The following is a 14,083-nucleotide window of genomic DNA, read 5'->3' on the forward strand; positions in this document are numbered from 1 at the left end:
GGCCGGCCCGAAGGCCCGGCCCGGCGGCCTACCGGCCGGGGACCACCCGGCGGGTCTCGTAGGCCCACATCGCGATCTCCACGCGGTTCCGCGCGCCCAGCTTCGCCATCAGGCTCGCGATGTGCGTCTTGACCGTGCTCAGCGTGATGTACAGGTCGCCGGCGATCTCGTTGTTGGTGCGGCCCCGCGCCACCGCGGCGAGCACCTGCTCCTCGCGGTCGGTCAGCGGGTCGACCGGCTGGCGGGGCGGTCCGGCCGGACCGGCCTCGACGAACGCGGTGAGCAGCCGCGTGGTGACGGCCGGCGCGATCAGCGCGTCGCCCTCGGCCGCGGCGTGCACGGCCTGGGCCAGCAGGGTCGGGCCGGCGTCCTTGAGGAGGAAGCCCCGGGCGCCGGCGCGCAACGCGGCGTAGACATACTCGTCGAGGTCGAAGGTGGTGATCACGACGACCGCCATCGGGTCGGGCACGTCGGGGCCGGCGAGCGCCCGCGTCGCCTCGATGCCGTCGAGCAGCGGCATCCGGATGTCGAACAGGCACACGTCGGGGCGCAGCCGGCGGGCCAGGTCGACGGCGCGCCGCCCGTCGCCGGCCTCGCCGACCACCTCGATGCCCGGCTGGGCGTTGAGGATCATCGTCAGCCCGGTGCGCACGATCTCCTGGTCGTCGGCGACCAGCACCCCGACCGTCATGCGGCGCGGCGCGGGAGCACGGCGGTGACCGTCCAGCCGCGGTCGGGGTTGGGACCGGCTTCGCACGTGCCCCCGAGGAGGTCGGCCCGCTCGGTCATGCCGACGAGCCCGTACCCCGGTGACCCGAACGCCGGCCCGGCCTCCCCGTCGTCGGTGACCCGCAGCCGCACCGACGTGTCGTCGGCCGCGACGCGGACCTCGATGCGGGTGGCGTGTCTGGCGTGCCGGCGCGCGTTGGTGACCGACTCCTGCGCGAGGCGGTAGATCGCGCTGTCGACCGAGGGCGGCAGGTCGGTGGTGTCACCGTCGATCGCCACGTCGACCACGGGACCGCCGCGCGCGCCACCGGCGAGCGCGCCCAGGTCGGCGATGCGCTCGCCGGGCGCGCGGACGGCCGCCGGCGGCTGGGCCCCTTCGGCGCGGCGCAGCGCCTTGACGATCGTGCGCATCTCCGCCAGCGTCCGCGTCGCCTCGGCCTCGATGACGCGCAGCGCGTCGGCCGCCGCGTCGGGGTTGGCCGCCAGCGTCGCCAGGCCCGCCTGTGCCCGGATCGCGATCGCGGAGACGTGGTGGGCCACCGTGTCGTGCAGGTCGCGGGCCAGCCGTTCGCGTTCGAGCAGCGCCACCGTCTCCAGTTCGCGCTGCCGGGCCTCCAGCTCGCGCTGCCGGGCGCGGGACCGGTACCGCAGCGCCACCCCGCACGCCGCCGCCACCGAGAGGACCAGCACGCCCACGGCCGCCATGCCCAGGGTGATCTGCTGCAGCACCACCGAAACGGCCAGCCGGCCGAGCATGATGCCCGATCCGAGCACCACCTCGCGTCCGGATCCCCACCGGAACAGCGCGTACGCCAGGATCGTCAGAAAGCCCGTCGTCTGCAGCTCGGCCAGCTCGCCACCGGTGACCAGCGGGCTCAGGCCGCAGGTGCCGAACGCGATCGCCACCATGAGCAGCGGCCGGGTGCGTCGCCACAGCATGGTCGGCACGAGCGCGAGCGCGAGGACGGTCGCCACCACCCGCCACCGGAGGTCGGGCGCCAGCACACCCTCGAGCACCACGGCGACGACCAGAACCGCGACGAGCAGCCAGTCGCGCCACACCCGCACGGGCGCACCGGGCGCCCGGGGCTCCGACCAGAGGGCACGCATGAACCACGGCACGCCACCGATGGTACGAGCGCGGAAGCCCGACGAGATCAGTCCAAAGGACTAGTCGCCGCCCAGGTGACGTTGGCTCAACGGGTTCACGTCGTTCCACACGGCGTCGATGAACGCGAGGCACTCGGACTTGGATCCCACGCGCCCGGTCGTCTGCCAGCCCTCGGGCAGGGGCTGGTCGACCGGCCAGATCGAGTGCTGCCGCTCGGGGTTCAGCACGATCTGGAACTGCTGCGAAGGATCGCTCATCGGCCCACCCGTCGTTGACGAAGCATCGACGACGGTACCATGTCTGATCAATCCACTGTGGACGGAAACTGTGGACGGAAGCCGGTCACCGTCCGAGTTCAGGCGGTGTCCAGTCGGCGTAGCGGGCCATCGACCGCAGCGCCGCGCGCGGCGGGGTGACGCGCATCAGCGCGTTGCGCGCGGCCACCACGACCGGGTTGGCGGCGCTGCTCATCCGGCCGATCCGGCGCGAGACGCGGGCCACCTTCTGGCTACGCGGCCGGCGGTCGCGGTCGTACCGGTCGGGCGAGCCGGCGGTCGCCGCCAGCACCACGGCGTCCTCGAGCGCCTGGTTCGCGCCCTGGCCCAGGTTCGGGGTCATCGCGTGCGCCGCGTCGCCGAGCAGCACGACGTCGCCGCGCACGTACGTCGGCAGCGGAACGTCGAGGCAGCGCAGGTCGTCGTGCAGGATCGTGGCCGGGTCGGTGGCGCCCACCAGTGCGGGAACCGGGTCGTGCCACCCGCCGAAGCGCCGCAGCACCGCCGCGACCGGGTCCTCGTCGGTGACGGGCGCGGGCCCGTTGATGGCGGCGAACCAGTAGACCCGACCGTCGAGGAGCGGCACGACCCCGAACTCCTCCCCGCGTCCCCAGCTGATCGCGACGTCGATGTCACCGGGCCACGGGTCGCGGGTGACACCGCGCCACACGATCACGCCGACGCGCGCCGGCCCCGGATTCTCCGGCCACAGCGCGGCGCGCACGGCGCTGTTGATGCCGTCGGCGCCGACCACCAGGTCGGCGTGCCGGGTGTGTTCGACGCCGTCGAGCCGGTAGGTGACGGTGCCGTCGGCCGACGCGCCGGTGACCGTCGCTCCCGTGTGGACGGTGCCGGACGGAAGCGCGTCCAGCAGGATCCCGTGCAGGACGGCGCGGTGGATGCCCACGGCCGACGTGCCGAGGATCTCGGCCATGATGTCGCCGTCGATCCGGGCGAGCCACCTGCCGTCGGAGGTCCGGGTGCCGCCGCCGGCGTCGGGCCGGCCACCGGCCCGCACCGCGTCGCCCAGGCCGAGCTCGTCGAGGCAGCGCATGCCGTTGGCCTGCAGCACCAGTCCCGTGCCGGCCGGCGCCGTCGACGGCCGCCGTTCCAGCACCGTCACGTCCCAGCCCGTCAGCCGCAACCCGACGGCGGCGCCGAGCCCGCCGATGCCGCCGCCCACCACGATCGCCGTCCGCATGTCCCACCGCTTTCTACAGATGTAGAAGACGATACTACGGGACGTGCCCAGCGACCGGATCCCCACCCTCGCCGACGCCGCGATCGACCTCCTCGCCGACGCCGGCATGCGCGGGCTGACCCACCGCGCCGTCGATGTGCGGGCCGGGATGCCGCAGGGCACGACGTCGGCCTACCTGCGCACCCGGCAGGCGCTGGTGGAGGCCGTGGTGAACCGGCTGGCCGACCTCGACCGGCGCGACCTCGAGGCCACGCCGCTGCCCGACGCCATCGTGGACATGACCGACCTCGACGCGATCGCCACCGGCATCGCGTACCTGCTCGACCGGTGGCTGACCACCGACCGCCGGCGGACGCTGGCCCGCTACCACTGCGTGCTCGCGGCCACCCACCAACCCGAACTGCGGACGGTGCTCGCGCACGGCGCGGCGTCACGCACGCAGGCCCGCGCGATGATGGCCGCCGCCGGCGCCACCGACCCCGACCGGGCCGGCGACCACCTGGTGGCCAGCATCGACGGGCTGCTCTTCGACCGGCTGGCCGGCGCGGGCGCGCTGACCGCTCCCCCGGCCGGCACGGAGGAAGGCCGTGCCGACCTGACGGTTGCCGTCCGCGCGTTGCTCACGGCGTACTCGACGGCCTGACCGCACCGTGATGCGCGCACGCGAGCGGGACCCCGGAGGGCATGTGGGCGCACGGCGTTGCGGGTCGTGTGGCCCACTGGTTGACCGCACGACCCGCAACCTCCCCCCGGAGCCCCAGCACTCAAGTCAAACGATCTCGGCTTCCGGGATCATGCCGCCTGCCTACCGGCACCGCTGCAACACGTAGTCCCAGTTGGTGCCGGCCGGACAGTCCGGCGCCGCGAGCACGTTCGACGGCGTGGCGTCGGCGGCCGCGACGGTCCCGCTCGCCGCAGGGAAGGCGGCGGCGACCAGGAAGCTCAGCAGCAGGTTGCGGAAGAATGCGCGCATGGTTCACCTCCTCTCAGGGAGAGGCGTCACGGAAAGGGCGAGACATCACCGGATCGGGGAATCCATTAATGTCATATCGACGTTAACTGTTGACCATGTTTGTGTCAAGGTGACAGAAAGGCGGTGTCCCATGTCCGACCGTTCGCACGAGACGCTGCGCCTGGCGGTGGACCTGGTCATCCTCACCGTGCGCAAGCGCACGTTCCGGGTGCTCCTGATCGCCCGCGGCAACGAGCCGTTCCAGGGCCGGCTCGCGCTGCCCGGCGGGTTCCTCCGCACCGGCGAGAGCATCGAGGCGGCCGCCGCCCGCGAACTCGAGGAGGAGACCGGCCTCAAAGGCGACGAGCTACCCCTGCAGCAGATCGGCACCTACGGCGACCCCGACCGCGACCCCCGCGGACGCGTGGTGTCGGTGACGTACCTGGCGATCGCGCCCAACCTGCCGACCCCGGTGGCCGGCTCCGACGCCGCCGACGCGCGGTGGAGACCGGTCGCGCCGCTGCTGGAGAAGCCCGGCCAGCTGGCCTTCGACCACGACCGGATCCTGGCCGACGCCGTCGAGGAGGCCCGCCGGCGGCTGGAGTACACGACGCTGGCGACCCGGTTCTGCGCCGACACGTTCACGATCGGCGAGCTGCGCGACGTCTACGAGCTCGTCTGGGGCATGCGGCTGGACCCGCGCAACTTCAACCGCAAGGTCACCAAGGCCGACGGCTTCCTCGTGCAGACCGACGCCAAGCGGGCGCACGAGACCGGCCGCCCGGCGGCGCTGTACCGGCGCGGCCCGGCCGAGAAGCTCCACCCCGCGATGCTGCGGAACGGCTCAGAGGAGTGACTTCCGCTCCGCCTCCGCGCGTTCGCGCAGGTGCGTGGCGGTGGCGGCGGTGAAGCAGAAGATCGCCCGGTCCAGCCGCGACCGGGCGTCGGGGATCCGACGCGCGGCCCGGAAGAGGGCCGCCTGCGACAGCGCGACGCGCCCCTCCAGGAGCGCGTCGCCCGCGTGACCGGCCAGCTGGGCGGCGAGGCCGAGGTGCTGGTCGGCGTCGGCGTGGCGGCCGGCGGCCAGGGCGATGTCGCCCAGGCCGAAGTGGCCCCACGCCATTCCCACCTCGTCGGCGTCGTCGACCAGGGCCAGCACCGACCGGAAGTTGTCCTTGGCGGCGGCCGGGTCGGCGGTCTCCAGGTGGGCCCGGCCCAGCCAGTACGCGGTCTGGGCCTGGGGCAGCGGGCGGCCGATGCCGCGGGCGGCCGCCTCGGCCTCGCGGAGCAGGCTCACCGCCCGGTCGGCGCGGCCGAGGTCGAGATGCAGCTGGCCGATGTAGCGCAGCGCCTGCCAGCGACCGACCGCGTCACCGACCGCGGTGTAGCCCTTCAGCGCGACCTGGAACGCGTCGAGGGCCTCGTCGAACCGGCCGGCGTGGCGCAGCGCGTTGCCCAGGGTCCGCTGGGCGATCGCCTCGCCGTGCACGTCGTCGGCCTGGCGGAACAGGCGGGCGGCCCGGTGGAGGTCGTCGATGCCCGACACGCCGGGGCGACGGCCGGTGACCAGCGCCGGCTGGCCCAGCACGGCGAGCAGCGCCGCCTCTCCGCGCACGTTGCCCGCGTCGCGGCAGGCGGCCAGCGCGACCTGGTGGGTGGCGGCCCAGTCGTCGAGGTAGCCGCGGCGGTTGTAGAACTCGTGGCTCGACACGGCCAGGTCCCAGGCGATCTCGGTCAGCCCGAGCTCGCAGCAGTGCTTCACCGCCGCGCGGATGTTCAGCCGCTCGGTCTCGTACCAGGTCATCGGTGAGCGCGTGATGGGTTCGAGGTGGCGGGAGGGCAGGTCGACCAGCGGCGTGGTGCCGTGCACGACCTCGTAGTCACCGCCGTAGATCGCGTGGTGGGCGTGGCGTACCAGGGTCAGCAGCGTCCGGTAGACCCGCTCGACGACGGCGTTGCGCCACGACGCGGCGGCGGAGTCGTCGCGGGCGTACAGGCCGGCCAGTTCGCGGTGCAGGTCGTGGAACCGGTAGCGGCCGCCCTCCCCCGCCGGGTGCAGCAGGTACCGCGCCGCCAGCCGGCGCAGCGGCTCGTACGGGTCGGCGTCGAGCACGGCCGCGGCCGTCCAGGGCGCGATGTCGGGCAGCGGCAGCAGGCCCAGCCCGAGGAACAGCGTGCGGGCCGACCCGTCGAGGCGGTCGATGCCCGCGCCGATCGTGCGGGCCACGCTGCGGTCGCGGAACACCAGCGACGCCAACGGCTGGTCGGCCAGCCGCGCCGCCAGCTCCGGCGCCGACGGGCCGCCGTCCTCGGCCCGCAGCGCCGCGGCCACCCACACCGCCAGCGGCAGGCCCGCGCACAGCTCCACGATCCGGGCCGCGGCCAACCGCTCGGCACCGCCACGCGCGGCCGGCGTCCGCACCCCGGCGTCGCGGACCACCCGCTGGTACAGGTCCAGCGACTCCTCCCGGTCCAGGGGCAGAAGCGCGGGGACGTGGTGCGCGCCGGCCAGCATCGGCTGGCGCTGCCGCGCGGTCACCAGCACGGCGCAGCCCGGGCTGCCCGGGATGAGGTCCTGCACCTGGGCCTCGTCGTGCGCGTCGTCGAGGATCAGCAGCGCCCGCTTGTCGGACAGGACGCTGCGCAGCAGCGCCGCCCGCTCCTCCCGCGACTCGGGGATCCGGGTCAACCCGAACGCGCGCAGCACCTGCGCCAGCACCTCCGCCGTCGGCACCGCCTCCGCGCGGGTGCCGCCCAGCTCCACCACCAGCTGCCCGTCGGGGTAGTTGTCGCGGACCCGGTGCGCCACGTGCACCGCCAGCGCCGTCTTGCCGATGCCACCGGGACCGGTGAGCACCACCACCCGCGGCCCCGACCCGGTACGGGAGAGCAGCCACTGCACCTCCTGCACCACCTCACCGCGTCCCACGAAGTTCGCCGGCGCCGGAGGCAGCTGCCGCGGCGTCACCAGCGGATCGACCGGACGCGGCGCGCGACGCGGCGCGACTCCCCCGCCCCGCGCGGCAACGGCCTCGTCGTCGCCGCGGGCGATCGCGTAGTAGAGGTCGCGCAGCCCCGGGTCGGGGTTGGTGCCGACGGTGCGGTCGAGCGTCTCCACGTGCGCGTCGTAGACCTCCAGCGCCTCCGTGGTGTGCCCGTTGTGGTGCAGCGCCAGCATCAGCTGCTCGGTGAGCCGCTTGTCGGTCGGGTGGTAGCCGACCATCAGCCGCAGGTCGTCGAGCACCTCGGCGTGCCGGCCCCGGGCGAACTCCAGGTCGCACAGCCGCACCAGCGCCCGCTTGCGGCGCGAGATCAGCTCGGCGCCGAGGGTCACCCCCATCGCGCCCGGCACCCCCTCCAGCGGGTGCCGGCCCCGCCACAGCCGCAGCGCCTGGCGCAGCAGCGACGCCTCCAGGTCGCCGGCCTCACCGGCCGCGCGCCCGGCGTCACGGATCAGCCGCTCGAAGGTGAGCATGTCGTGCTCGGACTCCGCCACCCGCAGCTCGTAGCCGAAGCCCTTGTACGTGACCAGGGAGTGCTTGCCCGGCAGGCCGGCCAGGAACGAGCGGACGTAGGACGCCTGCTTGTCCAGCTGGGTCGGGCGCACCTCCGCGGCGCCCCACGCCCAGCGCATCAGTTCCGCCCGCGACACGCGGCGGTTCGGGTTGACCAGCAGCACGGCGAGCACGGTCAGCTGGTGACCCGTCGGCAGGGCCACCCGACCGTCGCCGACGGCGAGCTGACCCAGGACGCGGAAGATCATCGGCACGTCTCCATCCCGTCTCCCCGTGCCGGTGCCTGTTCACACTCGCCCTGACGGACGACGGTACGTGCGACCGTGGCGGTGCCGCTACCCACAGCGTGCCCGGCATCACCCATGCGGAAGGTCCGCGGAAGCTGGACCTGCATCAATGACCCGCATGACCGAACCTCCGGTCCGGTACCTGCCGGGTCGGCCCGCCGTGGGTCTGGCGGCGACCACGGTGGTCACGGCGGGTCTGGTCGCGCTGCTGGCGCTCGGCGCCACCCTCCTCAGCGTCCGCGACCTCGACCCGCTCGGCCTGCTCGCGGTCGCCGTCCTGGGCGGCAGCGCACAGACCGCACGGCGCGCCTGGGTGCGGCTGCGCACCGCGCGGAGGGTGCGTGACCAGGTGCCGGCGCGGCTGCTGCGCCAGCGCTGGCACGGCGACCCCACCGCCGCCGGCGCCGACGAGTACCGCGCCCTGCGCCCGATCGGCATGGCCCGCTCCGACGTCGTGCGGCGCACCGAGGACCTGCTGCGCCCGTTGACCGACATCCCCAGCGTCCGGATCTTCCGCGGCGTCCAGGTCGGCGGCGCCACGCGGCCGGCCGGCGCGGGCGACGGCGCCGGGCGGCCGCGGATCCTCGCCGCCTTCGCGGTGACCGCCGGGCGGCTGGTGCTCGTCGTCGAACCGGTCGCCTGGCCGCCCGGCCGGTACCTGATGGACGCGACCGGCCAGCTCCGCTGCGACGGCCGGTTCATCGGGCAGAGCGCCGGCCCGCTCGTCTCGGGGGTGGCCGCACTGCGTGACCGGCTTCCGCGCACCCACCGCGTGCGGGCGCTCGTCGTCGTCCACCCCATCGCCGACGGCGCCGTCAGCCTTCCCGTCCCCACGAAGGAAGTGGCATGGACCCTCGCTCGCGATCTACCTACCACGATGCGTACCGAACTGGCCCGCCACCCGCGAACCGTCAGCCGGCACACCGTCGCCACGCTCGCCGTCGACGGCTGATCGGCGGCGACGGGCTCGTCGACCGCGCGGCCCCGCTGGGCCACCGGCGCGGCGCCGCCCGACCGCCGCACCGCGACCGCGTCGAGGTCGCGGACCCGGAGGACAGCCTCGACCCGGTCGCGGCGGCCCGCCGGGCGGTGCTGCTCGCCCCCGACCGGGCGGAGTGCCACGTGCGGCTGGCCGACGCGTTCGACGACCTGGGCAACTGGCGGGAGGCGCTGCGCTGGTACCGCACCGCGCGCCGGCTCGAGCCGGGCTGGGCGGTGCCGCAGCTCGGCGCCGCGGCCGTGCACCTGCGGCTCGGTGCGTCCGGCGCCGCCCTGGAGATCCTGGAGCAGCTCTACCGGCGCACCGACGGCGCCGAGCCGGTCGGCGACCACTGGGCCGCCGCGCTCGCCGCGGTCGCCGAGCAGGTGCCGGTCGTCCGCGAGGACGACGTGTACTTCATCACCCGGCGGGCGGAGATCCGCGGGATGCTGCCGCCGCTGGCCCGGGCCCTCGCCGTCGCCACCGACCCCGACCTGGTCGACCGGCTCACCCGCATCCGCCGCTACGTGCGCCGGTGCCGGCGCCGCGAGCTCACCGTGCACTGGCTGCGCCACCCCGGCAACCCGTGGCCGGCCCGCGCGCTCGCCGGTCTGTGCGGCGGCGCGCTGCTCGCCGCCGCGTACCTGACGACGGGCACCCGGTCGCTGCTGGTGCTCGCGGGCGCGCTGGGCGCGCTGGGCGCCTACGCCGCGGCCCGGTCGGTGCTGATCCCGCGGTGGCGGCTCAACGGGTGGGCCTACGAGCGGCAGGCCGAGGGGCGCGCCGTCGCTCAACCGGCCAGCGTTCCGGACGGCTCGGTGGCGTAGGCGCGCAGCAGCGCCGGCAGCGCCGACCCCGACCGCAGCTCGGCGGCCAGCCGGGACAGCGGCTGGTCGGGCCGTGCCGCCGCGTACGTGGCCACCACCGCGAGCGCGATCGGCAGGCCGCGACAGTGGTCGGCGAGGTCACGCACGGCCCGCGGCTCGGCGGCGGCCCGCGCCGCGCCGGTCCGGGCCGTCAGGAGGGCGCGCGCGTCGCGTGGCGGCAGGGGCTCCACCGGGACCGGCACAGCGACGGCCGACACCACGAGCCCGACCAGCGCGGACCGGCTCGTCACCAGACCCAGGCAACCGGACGCGGTCGGCAGCAGCGGCCGCACCTGTGCCGCGTCGCGCGCGTCGTCGAGCAGCACGATCAGGCGCCGGTCGGCGAGCAGGCTGCGGTACAGGCCGGTCCGCGCGTCGGTGCCGGGTGGGATGCGGTCGGCGCGGACCCCGAGCGCGCACAGCAGGTCGTGGAGCACCTCCGCCGGCCGCGCCGGCACGGCCGCCGACCCGCGCAGGTCGGCGTACAGCTGCCCACCGGGGAACCGCGCGGCGACCCGGTGCGCGAAGCGCACGGCGAGCGCGGTCTTGCCGACCCCGGGCACCCCGGTGAGCGCGGCGACCGCGGCCCGGCGGCGGTGCAGCAGGTCGTCCAGGGTCGCGAGGTGCGCCGTGCGCCCGGTGAACCCGGCGACGTCGGCGGGCAGCTGGGCCGGCACCGGCCAGTCGACCGGCGGGGGCGGGCCGGCGGCCCCGTCCGGGTCGACCTCGGCGACGTCGACGCCGAGCCCGGCGGCGATGAGCCGGATCGTGGCCGGCCGGGGCCGCAGCGTCCGGCCGCTCTCGATGTAGCGGATGGTCCGCGCGCTCAGCCCGGACCGCACCGCAAGCTCCTCCTGGGAGATCCCGGACCGCCGCCGGTACCTCCGAATCCGCTCCCTCAGCACGGGACCGATCGTGTCAACCGCCGATGTCCGCCGGCTTGCCGGGACGGGCGGGGCGTCGTCGGGCATGTTTCCTCACGTTGTCCGGGTGCGGGCGCCGTCGACGGGTGCGGCGGGCGCGCCGTTGTCTGCCGCTTTCTGCCGCCCCGCCGGCCCGCCCGGCGTGCGGGTCAGCTTGCCGCGGACGACCGTCGCGTCGTCGTGGCACAGCTCGTCGAGCAGGTCCAGGGCCGCCGACCACGCCGCCCGGGCCGCGTCGACGTCGCCGGCGGCCCGGTGGGCGTCGCCGAGCCAGTGGTAGGCGTCGGCCTCGGAGTACCGGTCGCCGATCTCCCGGTGCAGGGCGGCGGCGCGGGTGAAGTGCCCGGCGGCGGTGCGTGGCCCGCCCCGGCGCAGGTGGGCGCGGCCGAGCTGGTCGAGCGTGTCGGCGCGGCCGTACGGGTCGACGAGGTCCTGGTGCAGGTCCCACGCCCGGCCGAGGACGTCGAGCGCGTGCCCGGGGTCACCGAGGTCGACGAGGTGCCGGCCGGCGCTGGCGAGCGCGTGGACGACGCCCCGCCGGTCGCCGAGCTCCTCGAACATGGCCAGGGCGCGCTCCGCGTGCCCCAGCGCCTCCCGGTGGTCGCCGCGGAGCCCGGTGATCCAGCTGCGGCTGAGCGTCAGCCGGGCGAGGCCGGCGGGGTCGGCCAGGACCTCGTGCTGTGCCACGGCCCGGTCGAGGTGGCCGAGGGCGTCGTCGTACCGGTTCAGCCGTGCGTACGCGAAGGCGTAGCCGCGGTGGGTCAGCTCGAGCGCGAGGGGGTCACCGAGCCGGCGCGCCGACGCCAGGGCCAGCTCCTGCGTCGCGCACCACTCGGAGAGCCGGCCGCGGAACTCGAAGTACCGCCACAGCCCCCAGGCGAACTGCCACACGTGCGCGTCGAGCCCGGCCCGGGCCGCCTGCGCGATCACGGCCAGCAGCACCGGAAGCTCGGTGTCGAGCCAGTCCTGCCCCCGGTCGTGGCCGGTGAACGTCACGGTGGTGACCCCTGGCCCGGCCGGCACCGCCGGCAGCCGCCGGGCCTGCGGCGACTCCAGGTGGTCGATCCCGGTGACCGCCCGCAGGTAGTGGTCGGCGACCCGGCGAACGGCGGCCGTGCTCCCGGCCGGGTCACCGGCGGCGAGGGTGGCGGCGTAGGCGCGCAGCAGGTCGTGGAACGAGTACCGGCCGGGCACGTGTTCGGTGACCAGGTGGGCCTCGGCGAGCCCGTGCAGCGCGGAGCGGGCGTCGCCCACCGGGGCGCCGAGCAGGCTGGCCGCCGCCGCCACGTCGAGGTCGGGCCCCGGGTGCACGGCGAGCAGCCGGAACAGCCGGGCCTGCGCGGGCGGCAGCCCCCGGTAGGACCACGACAGCACCGTGCGCACCTCGTCGCCCGACGGTCCGGTCGCCAGGTCGCGGGCGATCGCCGTGAGCGGGAACGCCGGCCGGCCCGCTGCGTACGCCGCGACGACCGCGAGCGCGAGGGGCAGCCCGGCGCACCGGTCGACGATCTCGTCGGCCGCGCCGGGGTCGGCGTCGACCCGGGCCCGGCCGAGCCGGCGCACCAGCAGGTCGCACGCCTCCACCGGCGGCAGCAGGTCGAGGGGCACCGGCCGCGCGCCGGCGGTCGCGATGAGGCCGCCGAGCCGGTCGCGGCTGGTCACGACGGTCACGCTGGTCGGTGCGCCGGCGAGCAGGGGACGCACGTGCGCGGCGTCGCGGGCGTTGTCGAGCAGCACGAGGATCCGGCGCCCGTGCAGCAGGCTGCGGTACAGGCCGACCCGGGCGTCGAGCCCGTCGGGCATCCGCTCGGGGGTGACGCCCAGCGCGTCGAGGAAGCCGCGGGCCGCGTCGGCCGGGTCGAGCGCCGGCCCGTCGGGGTCGTAGCCGCGCAGGTTGACGTACAGCTGGCCGTCCGGGAACCGGTCGCCGACCCGGTGCGCCCACCACACGGCCAGCGAGGTCTTCCCGACGCCGGCCGTCCCCGACACCACGACGACCGGAGCGCCACCGGCCGCGCCGCGGGGCAGGGCCGCGTCGAGCGCGGCCAGCTCGACCGACCGGCCGACGAAGCCGTTGATCGCCGGCGGCAGCTGGGCGGGTACCGGCCGGTCGGTCGCGGAGCCCGCCGCCCGCAGGATCCGCAGGTGGGCGGCCCGCAGGTCGGGGCCGGGCTCGATGCCGAGGTCCTCGCGCAGCCGGGCGCGCACCGCGTCGAAGGTGGCGAGCGCGGCGGCCTGCTCGCCGGCGGCGGCCAGGGTCAGCGTCAGGGCGGCGGCCAGCCCCTCGTGCAGCGGGTCGTCGGCGGCCAGCGACCGCAGCCAGCGCACCGCCTCCGGCCGGTCGGCGGGCCCGGCCAGGCCGGCGTGGGCGATGGCCGCCTCGACGCGCAGCGCGGTCAGCGCGACCGCCGCGGGGTGGTGGCGCAGGTCACCGACGTCGGCCAGCACCGGGCCGCGCCACAGCCGCAGGGCCCGCGCGTAGTGGTCGCGGGCGCCGCGCCGGTCGCCGTCGGTCAGGGCGCGCGCGGCCGTGGTCACCAGGGCGCGGAAGGTGGACGCGTCCAGCCCGGTCCGCAGGCGGTAGCCGTCGGGTGCCCGTTCCACCGGCTCCGGCCCGGGGAGGAGGCGGCGGAGCTGGCCCACCCGCACGTGCACCTGGCCGCGGGCGCTGGGGGGTGGGTGGTCGCCCCACAGGTGGGCGATGACCACGTCGGTCGCGACCGGGCCGGGTGCGTACAACGCGAGCGTCCCCAGGAGGTTGCGAAGCATCGGTGCGCCAGGGCTTTTCCGGTGCCCGTCTCCCCTGATGACGAGCGGCCCGAGGATGCCGACGGTGGTCTCCATCGACGTGGCCGGCGCCACCGGTCCGGGCGGCGCCGCGCCGACGTGGGCCAGCAGTGACGCGCGTTCGGACGGGCACAGGCCCAGCGCCTCCGTCAGGCGCCGCACCGACGCGAGGTGCGGCCGGTTGCTGCGGCCGCTCTCGAGGTCGCGCAGACCGCGGACGCTGAGGCCGGCCCGGCCCGCCAGCTCGGCCTGGGTGAGGCCGCTGCGCATGCGGTAGCCGCGGATCAGCGGGCCCAGTGCCGGCCCGGCCTCGCTGTGGGCCACCACACACCCCCTCACGCGTCCGCGGCGCATCCGTTGCGGGACACCGGCTCAGCCTGCCGCCGCGGCGCGGGTGGAGTGGGAACGCGGACGTTCCCGTACGGGTACCGGGGTGCGGACCGGCGCCTCATGGACAA

Annotated in this window: 12 protein-coding genes; 4 read left to right on the forward strand and 8 right to left on the reverse strand. The window is 76.0% G+C overall.

Annotation, left to right across the window (positions count from 1 at the left end):
* Window positions 1-28 precede the first annotated feature (28 nt).
* The 4 genes from Voc01_RS10505 to Voc01_RS10520 form a co-directional block, all read right to left on the reverse strand.
* Entirely contained in the window at window positions 29-691 is a 663-nt protein-coding gene (locus tag Voc01_RS10505; RefSeq protein WP_203927138.1) for a response regulator, read from the reverse strand.
* Window positions 688-1,851, reverse strand: coding sequence for a sensor histidine kinase (locus Voc01_RS10510; protein ID WP_239160097.1), 1,164 nt, complete (start codon window positions 1,849-1,851; stop codon window positions 688-690). The genes Voc01_RS10505 and Voc01_RS10510 overlap by 4 nt, the downstream gene beginning before the upstream one ends.
* Window positions 1,852-1,899: 48 nt before the next feature.
* Window positions 1,900-2,097 (reverse strand): MbtH family protein, encoded by a 198-nt coding sequence (locus Voc01_RS10515; protein ID WP_203927139.1) that lies wholly within the window; start codon window positions 2,095-2,097, stop codon window positions 1,900-1,902.
* A gap of 85 nt (window positions 2,098-2,182) precedes the next feature.
* Window positions 2,183-3,316 carry an FAD-dependent monooxygenase gene (locus tag Voc01_RS10520; protein WP_203927140.1) on the reverse strand — a complete coding sequence of 378 codons (1,134 nt, stop codon included), beginning with the start codon at window positions 3,314-3,316 and terminating at the stop codon, window positions 2,183-2,185.
* A 43-nt stretch (window positions 3,317-3,359) separates the two neighbouring features.
* On the opposite strand from Voc01_RS10520, the gene Voc01_RS10525 reads away from it, so the two are divergent.
* Entirely contained in the window at window positions 3,360-3,959 is a 600-nt protein-coding gene (locus tag Voc01_RS10525) for a TetR/AcrR family transcriptional regulator (protein WP_203927141.1), read from the forward strand.
* Between the two features lie 162 nt (window positions 3,960-4,121).
* Here Voc01_RS10525 and Voc01_RS10530 read toward each other — a convergent pair whose 3' ends face one another.
* On the reverse strand, window positions 4,122-4,289 hold the full coding sequence (locus tag Voc01_RS10530) for a hypothetical protein (protein ID WP_203927142.1): 168 nt from the start codon (window positions 4,287-4,289) through the stop codon (window positions 4,122-4,124).
* A 130-nt stretch (window positions 4,290-4,419) separates the two neighbouring features.
* Between Voc01_RS10530 and Voc01_RS10535 the strand changes: the two genes are divergently transcribed.
* Window positions 4,420-5,124 carry an NUDIX hydrolase gene (locus tag Voc01_RS10535; protein ID WP_203927143.1) on the forward strand — a complete coding sequence of 235 codons (705 nt, stop codon included), beginning with the start codon at window positions 4,420-4,422 and terminating at the stop codon, window positions 5,122-5,124.
* On the opposite strand, the gene Voc01_RS10540 is transcribed toward Voc01_RS10535, so the two are convergent.
* Window positions 5,113-8,031: an AfsR/SARP family transcriptional regulator gene (locus Voc01_RS10540; RefSeq protein WP_203927144.1), complete on the reverse strand. Its 2,919-nt coding sequence runs from the start codon at window positions 8,029-8,031 to the stop codon at window positions 5,113-5,115. The two genes, Voc01_RS10535 and Voc01_RS10540, sit on opposite strands and share 12 nt — an antisense overlap.
* A gap of 157 nt (window positions 8,032-8,188) precedes the next feature.
* On the opposite strand from Voc01_RS10540, the gene Voc01_RS10545 reads away from it, so the two are divergent.
* Window positions 8,189-9,022 carry a hypothetical protein gene (locus tag Voc01_RS10545; RefSeq protein ID WP_203927145.1) on the forward strand — a complete coding sequence of 278 codons (834 nt, stop codon included), beginning with the start codon at window positions 8,189-8,191 and terminating at the stop codon, window positions 9,020-9,022.
* Window positions 8,917-9,876 carry a tetratricopeptide repeat protein gene (locus Voc01_RS10550; protein ID WP_203927146.1) on the forward strand — a complete coding sequence of 320 codons (960 nt, stop codon included), beginning with the start codon at window positions 8,917-8,919 and terminating at the stop codon, window positions 9,874-9,876. The genes Voc01_RS10545 and Voc01_RS10550 overlap by 106 nt, the downstream gene beginning before the upstream one ends.
* Here the strand turns inward: Voc01_RS10550 and Voc01_RS10555 are convergent.
* Window positions 9,840-10,886, reverse strand: coding sequence for a helix-turn-helix domain-containing protein (locus Voc01_RS10555; RefSeq protein ID WP_203927147.1), 1,047 nt, complete (start codon window positions 10,884-10,886; stop codon window positions 9,840-9,842). The two genes, Voc01_RS10550 and Voc01_RS10555, sit on opposite strands and share 37 nt — an antisense overlap.
* A gap of 6 nt (window positions 10,887-10,892) precedes the next feature.
* The gene (locus tag Voc01_RS10560) at window positions 10,893-13,949 is read right to left on the reverse strand and encodes a BTAD domain-containing putative transcriptional regulator (RefSeq protein WP_203927148.1); all 3,057 of its coding nucleotides are present in this window, start codon (window positions 13,947-13,949) and stop codon (window positions 10,893-10,895) included.
* Window positions 13,950-14,083 lie beyond the last annotated feature (134 nt).

Origin of the sequence: Virgisporangium ochraceum (genome assembly GCF_016863655.1) — a bacterium.
In the GTDB taxonomy this organism is placed as follows: domain Bacteria; phylum Actinomycetota; class Actinomycetes; order Mycobacteriales; family Micromonosporaceae; genus Virgisporangium; species Virgisporangium ochraceum.

Excerpts from the sequence above, each read along its gene's own strand:
- Voc01_RS10505 (WP_203927138.1), bottom strand. The coding sequence starts at position 691 with ATGACGGTCGGGGTGCTGGTCGCCGACGACCAGGAGATCGTGCGCACC.
- Voc01_RS10515 (WP_203927139.1), bottom strand. The coding sequence starts at position 2,097 with ATGAGCGATCCTTCGCAGCAGTTCCAGATCGTGCTGAACCCCGAGCGG.
- Voc01_RS10520 (WP_203927140.1), bottom strand. The coding sequence starts at position 3,316 with ATGCGGACGGCGATCGTGGTGGGCGGCGGCATCGGCGGGCTCGGCGCC.
- Voc01_RS10530 (WP_203927142.1), bottom strand. The coding sequence starts at position 4,289 with ATGCGCGCATTCTTCCGCAACCTGCTGCTGAGCTTCCTGGTCGCCGCC.
- Voc01_RS10535 (WP_203927143.1), top strand. The coding sequence starts at position 4,420 with ATGTCCGACCGTTCGCACGAGACGCTGCGCCTGGCGGTGGACCTGGTC.
- Voc01_RS10540 (WP_203927144.1), bottom strand. The coding sequence starts at position 8,031 with ATGATCTTCCGCGTCCTGGGTCAGCTCGCCGTCGGCGACGGTCGGGTG.
- Voc01_RS10545 (WP_203927145.1), top strand. The coding sequence starts at position 8,189 with ATGACCGAACCTCCGGTCCGGTACCTGCCGGGTCGGCCCGCCGTGGGT.
- Voc01_RS10550 (WP_203927146.1), top strand. The coding sequence starts at position 8,917 with ATGGACCCTCGCTCGCGATCTACCTACCACGATGCGTACCGAACTGGC.
- Voc01_RS10555 (WP_203927147.1), bottom strand. The coding sequence starts at position 10,886 with ATGCCCGACGACGCCCCGCCCGTCCCGGCAAGCCGGCGGACATCGGCG.